We start from the raw sequence: 6,506 nt of genomic DNA, 5'->3' as shown, positions 1-6,506 counted from the left end.
TTTGAAGAGCTTTCGAAAAAACTAATGATGTTATTGTCCGGAGATCAATCGAAAAACAATTAATGATCAATCATCATCAAAGGCCTTTGATGACATGGCTGCCTTCTTTTGAAAAGATGGTGAGAATAAGGTATCGCAACCTTTAAACGGTATTGGAGTGTCCAGCAGACAAAACGAACGAGCGGAACCGTATTCTGTCAGCGAACACTTCAAGAAGTGAGAAAGCTTAGGAATGCCAATGGGTAAGATATATGAAACTGCGCTAACGACGGTAGAGGGATCTCTTGATTTATGATGAAATAGGAAGGATGTTTACACACAAATAACCCCCTCACATTGACGTGAAGGGGTGTTTTTTATTGTTACTATACAGCGGGAATTTTACAGGCTAGTTGCATGATTTTAGCTTGATAAGCAGAATGGAAACTAGACACGCCATCATCTCTTTCTCATTCTTTGGAAACTGCATTCTGCTAGGTTTGCTGCTTTTTTTAACAAACAGTGTTTTTCTATTTCACACAGCCATTAAATCCTCTGTTCGTCACATAACCGCTCTTACTCCAAATTGACAGTTTATCTGATTTTGCTTCTTGCTCATCTAGTCTGAATTGGTCTATGTATTTTGTGTTAGGCTCATATACATATGCTACTCTGGCCAATCCCTCTTTCAATAATGTCTCTTGAACAGATTTGCCGTCAACATAAACGTATGCTAACAGTCTTCCATACTTATCTCTGCGATCGCCTTTATCAAATTCCAGCTGTAGCTTACCGCTGTTGACCAATTCTTTATTTCGTTTCGACGCATCCTCACCGTATGGTTGAACACAAGAATTTGGTTTCTTCGTCTCAGGTGTATCAACGAGCAAGTAGCGAACTGTGTCTTTCTTTCCGTTGTAAATAACCTTAATCGTATCTCCATCTATTGCTCTATCTAATGTAACATTGACCAATTTCTTCTGATTTTTTGAATGAGGCGTGCCAGCCTTTTGTTCTGTCTGATTATATTCATTAGATTGAGTATCTTGAGAGACTTGCTCCGTTCCATTAGAATCTGAATGGTTTTTGGCTGCTTGATTTGATCCGCAAGCTGCCAAAGTAATACTTAAAACGATTGCGATCATACTGATCAAAATCTTCTTCATATTGATTCCCTCTTTATCATTTTCTCTTTTCGCGATTAAACATCATCATTATAACGATATGGACATTTTTTGTGAATGGGAAACTTCAAGGGAACTTATAACACTCAAATTGCCAATAGTTAACATCCTAATAAGATGATCAAAACATAACCATCACATAGCGGAAATAAATAATTCTGAAAATAATATTGATTGAAAATGCTTTTGGAATTATGATAATATGAGAAATGACAATAATGTGACAAAAATATTACTACAACATAACAACTAATAGCTTAGGTTTATTCTACTGTCTAAAAATGTAAACGGTTACAAATCCAGAGGCGAAAATCTAAGATAGAGATGACTTTAGTTTTGACTCAATATCCACACTGAAAGAGCTTATTAAGTATTCTTAATAAAGGCAGGGGAAATGGATATGAATGAACATCGAAATCGAAGGTTGAAATTAATAATGATTTCAGCAACTTTTGGAGGGCTTCTCTTTGGATATGACACCGGAGTTATAAATGGAGCTTTACCTTTTATGGCAAGGCCAGATCAGCTTGATTTAACACCGGTTACTGAAGGGCTTGTTACGAGTACTCTTTTATTAGGTGCCGCATTTGGAGCGTTGTTATGCGGAAGATTGGCTGATCGATATGGCCGACGTAAAATGATCCTTAATCTTTCCTTTTTATTTTTCCTGGCATCACTGGGAACAGCGTTAGCACCTAATGTTTTCATCATGGCGGCCTTTCGTTTTTTACTGGGGCTGGCTGTTGGAGGAGCCTCGGCGATGGTGCCGGCCTTTTTAGCAGAAATGGCACCGCATGAAAAGAGAGGGCGTATGGTAACCCAAAATGAACTAATGATTGTTGGCGGGCAATTTTTAGCATATGTTTTTAATGCGATCCTCGGTGTAACAATGGCAAATACGGGACATGTTTGGAGATACATGCTAGTCATTTGTGCTGTTCCGGCTATCATGTTATTTGCCAGTATGCTTAAGGTCCCAGAAAGCCCGCGATGGCTAATCTCCAAAGGCAAAAACAGTGAGGCGCTGCGTGTTCTTAAACAAATTCGAGAAGATAAACGTGCAGAAGCTGAATGTAGAGAAATTCAAGAAGCGGTAGAAAAAGATACAACACTAGAAAAGGCATCACTCAAGGACTTTTCTACACCATGGCTGCGCCGTCTTTTATGGATTGGAATCGGTGTTGCCATCGTGAATCAAATTACAGGTGTGAACTCGATTATGTATTATGGCACACAAATCCTTAAAGAATCTGGTTTTGGTACAAAAGCGGCTTTAATCGCTAATATTGGAAATGGGCTGATATCAGTTATTGCAGTTATATTTGGGATTTGGCTGGTCGGAAAAGTGAGACGGCGTCCAATATTATTGATTGGTTTGGCAGGGACGACTACAGCGCTCCTATTGATTGCGATTTTCTCAATTGTGCTTGATGGATCTATGGCACTTCCTTATGTAGTGCTTTCTTTGACCGTTTTATTTCTTGCCTTTATGCAAGGGTGTGTAGGACCTGTGACTTGGCTTGTCATAGCGGAAATATTCCCTCAAAGGTTAAGAGGACTTGGTTCTGGGATAAGTGTTTTTTTCCTTTGGATATTAAACTTTGTGATCGGTTTTGCTTTCCCGATCTTGCTTAGCTCTGTAGGTTTGTCTTTTACATTCTTTATATTTGTGGCTTTAGGTGTATTGGCAATCGGTTTTGTATACAAATTCATGCCGGAAACAAAAGGGCGTACACTTGAAGAATTAGAAGAGCATTTTCGTTCTCGACACGATCATAATACTCCTGAACAATCAGTTATTGAGGTATAAATATGTTGAAAATCTCTCTTCTTATAGGAGGGATTTTTTTAGTTTCAGAAAAAACAAAATCCCTCTGGTAGAGGGATTTTGATTCAGCATTTTAAGATGTTCTACACGTATAATACTGGAGTTGATACTTTAAAAATCTCGCCATCTCTTATATAAAAACGAGGGATGCGGCGGCTTAATGTAGACACGACTTCATAGTTAATCGTATTGAGCATTTCAGCCACTTCATCAACGGAAATCTCGGCTCCTTTTTGCTTACCGTAAATCACGACTTCTTCTCCTTGTTTACCTTCACCGTTTTCTCCTAAACTGACCATGATCATATCCATTGTTACTCTTCCTGCCACTGGCACTCGTTTTCCGCGATGAAGAACAAACCCGCTATTGGAAAGGGCACGAGAATAGCCGTCAGCATAGCCAATCGGGAGTGTAGCAATTACTTCATTAGGCTCTGCGACGTATGTAGCACCATAGCTAACGGTTCGGGGTTCTGTCCGCATGGTTTTCACATAAGCGATGCGTGCCTTTAAACTTAACGCAGGTTCAAGCTTAACGAGATTTAGTTGTTTAATATAGGCTGAAGGATATAAACCATATAAGCCGATACCTAAACGGATCATATCAGCGCTAAATTCCGGAAAAGCGATAGCTGCAGCCGTGTTGCACATATGCACGGTGGGCAGCTCAATCCCCTGTTTTTTTAAAAAGCTGAGAAAACTGATGAATTTTTCGTGCTGCAGCTTTGTGAGTGTTGTGTCCGGTTCATCAGCTGTCGAAAAATGTGTGAAAATTCCTGTCCATCTGAGGAATTTACTTGCCTTTAAGGCTTTCACTACTTCTAAAAGTTCTTCCTTTGTGCGTACACCTAATCGTCCCATGCCGGTATCCACGTTAATATGAATGGCCAGCCGGTTAGCACTCGCTTCTTTTTCCAATATCTCGTTTGCTTCTTTCATCCAATCAACCTGAAATGCTGATAATGTTATATTCCAAGCTGCTGACTTCTTTACACAACTAAGGGATGTAAAACCAAGCACAAGGATAGGTGCTGTAATCCCAGCTTTTCGTAAAACGATTCCTTCCTCCACACTGGCAACAGCGAGCTCACTCGCCCCGTGTTCCAGTGCATGGCGTGCCACTTCTATAGACCCGTGACCATAACCGTTCGCTTTTACGACAGCCATAATTTTGCTCTTATGTGGAATATGACGGCGGATCGCTCGCAAATTCTTTTTAACGGCATCAAGATTGACTTCGATCCAAACTTCTCGGCAAAGCTTTATCATCAACGCTTCCTTCCTTCTTATGGATTATAAATACCACCTATTGCCGCAAGAATAAATGTTAATTGTTGGATGATTCGATCTTATTTTATTCAACTTTATTTGAAATCATTCAACAGCAAATCCATGTGATACGAGAAGGTGCTTATCAATGTTCGAATAGCAAGTACGGGATACATGAGGCTTGTAAGTGGGGTGTTAATGGGTACGGCGACCGAGGATTACAAAAATGATTATTTGTTTTGGGACATTTTTTTCTAAGGGTAGATGATAACGAGGAATCTAATCAGGAAAAACTTACCGTTGTTATGAACATTGAAGAACCTTTTAAATGAGGAGGGCTGAGGAAATTCTGTAAAAGATAATCGGTTGAAAAGGCAGTCGATTCCTTGTTCCATAAACCTAACATTAGAGTATATAATTAAACTCGTATTCACAAAAATCGTTTAAGTAAGGGGTATACATGAATAGGGGAGTTAGTTTTCAAATACCGAATGAATATGGAAATTTTCTATGGAGAATACTGCAGCCGGTAGAAATAGCTAATTATAGGTGGCAAACGAGTGGGGAATCTTATTTTGTTGTAGAAGGAGAGCTCGATGATGAGGAGCTTTTTCATGACTACGCAATTGTTGAGGGGGCAGTTTTTGAGCAACAATTAAAAACGAATCAGTACTATACCATTTTCGTTGAACTGAAAGCATTTCCATATGGAAAAATGGTTAATCAAGTCAATACATATGAAGAGTTTGCTGACAGTGATTGCGAACTTGTCCTTTTGATAGCAGATAATAGCTACGTTTCGATTTACTGTAAAAACAAAAATATCATTGAAAAACTTTACTTCAATGCTTTACAGCATGATTTTGAAGACGTTCAATTTATAACTGATGAAAATGACACAAGAACAAGCCTTACTGTATGATACTCAATAAAAATTAAAGGAGCTAGTACATGACAATGCAAATTAAAATCAAGTATCTAGATGAAACACAAACAAGAATCAGCAAAATTGAGCAGGGAGACTGGATTGATCTTCGGGCAGCTGAAGATGTAACAATCAAAAAAGATGAATTTAAGCTTGTCCCATTAGGTGTTGCAATGGAGCTGCCTGAAGGTTACGAAGCACATGTCGTCCCTCGTTCAAGTACATATAAGAACTTTGGCGTTATTCAAACAAATTCAATGGGTGTTATCGATGAGTCATATAAGGGAGACAACGATTTCTGGTTCTTTCCTGCTTATGCATTGCGTGATACTGAAATTAAGAAGGGTGATCGTATCTGCCAGTTTAGAATCATGAAGAAAATGCCGGCGGTTGAATTGGTTGAAGTCGAGCATTTGGGAAACGAGGATAGAGGAGGACTCGGTTCAACAGGTACGAAGTAAACAAAATAAATCCTTGGCTGTCTTCATGCTGTGTGATTGATCAATGGAGGTTTCAGCCAAGGTACATATAAATATTATGTATAAAATGAATATTTTAATACGAAGGATTTAATTAAAAACAAAGTTTAAAAAGGGAATTTTTGAAAAAGTGAAATAGTAATAACTAAAGTCGATAAAGAACCTAAAGATGTCAAAGAAACAATTTTTCTGGTGCTTTGCTTTTTTGAAGGTTTACTTAGCTCGTGGATAACTGCCCCCCATAAAAGCATGGATGCTAAAATTATAATACTTATATACATAAAGATGCTCCTTTTATTATATTTACAGTTTTTACATTTTTATCGATTTTACCACATTTAGGATTGAGTTGTCGATGAAACAAGCATCTCTATAAAGAAATACTTTTATCTAAATTTTTATAAATAGGGGAAGGCAACTAAAAACTAGTAATGCCACTAATAATAAGCCAAGTTAAATGACATGTGTTCATTAATAATTGAATTTACAGCAGCCATGAGCACAAAAAAATCTGAGTATCGTCAATAAATATCATAAAAAAGCCCCCGGTATGTCGCCGGGGAATAAATAGACGTTTAAGAGATTTAGTGATGTTTTTTATATGATTCGACAAAATCATAATAATGATCATCGTCATCATAATACTTTTTTTCGTAATGATAATCGTGATCATCGTAATACTTTTTATCATGGTCATCATACTTTTTGTCGTAATCATAATGTTTTTTATCATGGTCATCATACTTTTTGTCGTAATCATAATGTTTTTTATCATGATCATAATACTTGTCGCAATCATAATGCTTCTTATCATTGTCGTAATACTTTTTGTAATATGTTTTT

Annotated in this window: 6 protein-coding genes and 1 pseudogene; 4 read left to right on the top strand and 3 right to left on the bottom strand. The window is 37.7% G+C overall.

The annotated features are described in order from the left end of the window. Nucleotides 1-129: 129 nt before the first annotated feature. A pseudogene (locus tag RAC86_RS33495) lies at nt 130-295 on the top strand (glycoside hydrolase family 11 protein); the annotation flags it as partial. Between the two features lie 214 nt (nt 296-509). Here the strand turns inward: RAC86_RS33495 and yncB are convergent. Then, the gene (yncB, locus tag RAC86_RS33490; RefSeq protein WP_128737884.1) at nt 510-1,145 is read right to left on the bottom strand and encodes an endonuclease YncB; all 636 of its coding nucleotides are present in this window, start codon (nt 1,143-1,145) and stop codon (nt 510-512) included. Nucleotides 1,146-1,557: 412 nt separating this feature from the next. Here yncB and RAC86_RS33485 point away from each other — a divergent pair, with 412 nt between their 5' ends. Further along, nucleotides 1,558-2,973, top strand: a complete 1,416-nt coding sequence (locus RAC86_RS33485; protein WP_377886540.1) for a sugar porter family MFS transporter — start codon at nt 1,558-1,560, stop codon at nt 2,971-2,973. Between the two features lie 101 nt (nt 2,974-3,074). Here RAC86_RS33485 and alr read toward each other — a convergent pair whose 3' ends face one another. Next, complete coding sequence (alr, locus tag RAC86_RS33480) at nt 3,075-4,259, bottom strand: alanine racemase (RefSeq protein ID WP_029726905.1); 1,185 nt, start codon at nt 4,257-4,259, stop codon at nt 3,075-3,077. Between the two features lie 460 nt (nt 4,260-4,719). On the opposite strand from alr, the gene RAC86_RS33475 reads away from it, so the two are divergent. Together RAC86_RS33475 and dutA are read left to right on the top strand one after the other, a co-directional pair. Next, nucleotides 4,720-5,181: a DUF2691 family protein gene (locus RAC86_RS33475; protein WP_015713989.1), complete on the top strand. Its 462-nt coding sequence runs from the start codon at nt 4,720-4,722 to the stop codon at nt 5,179-5,181. A 29-nt stretch (nt 5,182-5,210) separates the two neighbouring features. Then, nucleotides 5,211-5,645 (top strand): dUTP diphosphatase DutA, encoded by a 435-nt coding sequence (gene dutA / locus RAC86_RS33470; RefSeq protein WP_003245820.1) that lies wholly within the window; start codon nt 5,211-5,213, stop codon nt 5,643-5,645. A 602-nt stretch (nt 5,646-6,247) separates the two neighbouring features. Here dutA and RAC86_RS33465 read toward each other — a convergent pair. Next, on the bottom strand, nt 6,248-6,506 hold a 259-nt coding region (locus RAC86_RS33465), incomplete at its 5' end, for a spore coat protein CotU (protein ID WP_377886539.1).

This window comes from Bacillus sp. LR_5 (assembly GCF_042709275.1).
This window is presented reverse-complemented; position numbering and strand designations above follow the sequence as displayed.

What these genes read in the sequence shown, in the direction of transcription:
- yncB (WP_128737884.1), bottom strand. Translation starts at nt 1,145, where the DNA reads ATGAAGAAGATTTTGATCAGTATGATCGCAATCGTTTTAAGTATTACT.
- RAC86_RS33485 (WP_377886540.1), top strand. Translation starts at nt 1,558, where the DNA reads ATGGATATGAATGAACATCGAAATCGAAGGTTGAAATTAATAATGATT.
- alr (WP_029726905.1), bottom strand. Translation starts at nt 4,259, where the DNA reads ATGATAAAGCTTTGCCGAGAAGTTTGGATCGAAGTCAATCTTGATGCC.
- RAC86_RS33475 (WP_015713989.1), top strand. Translation starts at nt 4,720, where the DNA reads ATGAATAGGGGAGTTAGTTTTCAAATACCGAATGAATATGGAAATTTT.
- dutA (WP_003245820.1), top strand. Translation starts at nt 5,211, where the DNA reads ATGACAATGCAAATTAAAATCAAGTATCTAGATGAAACACAAACAAGA.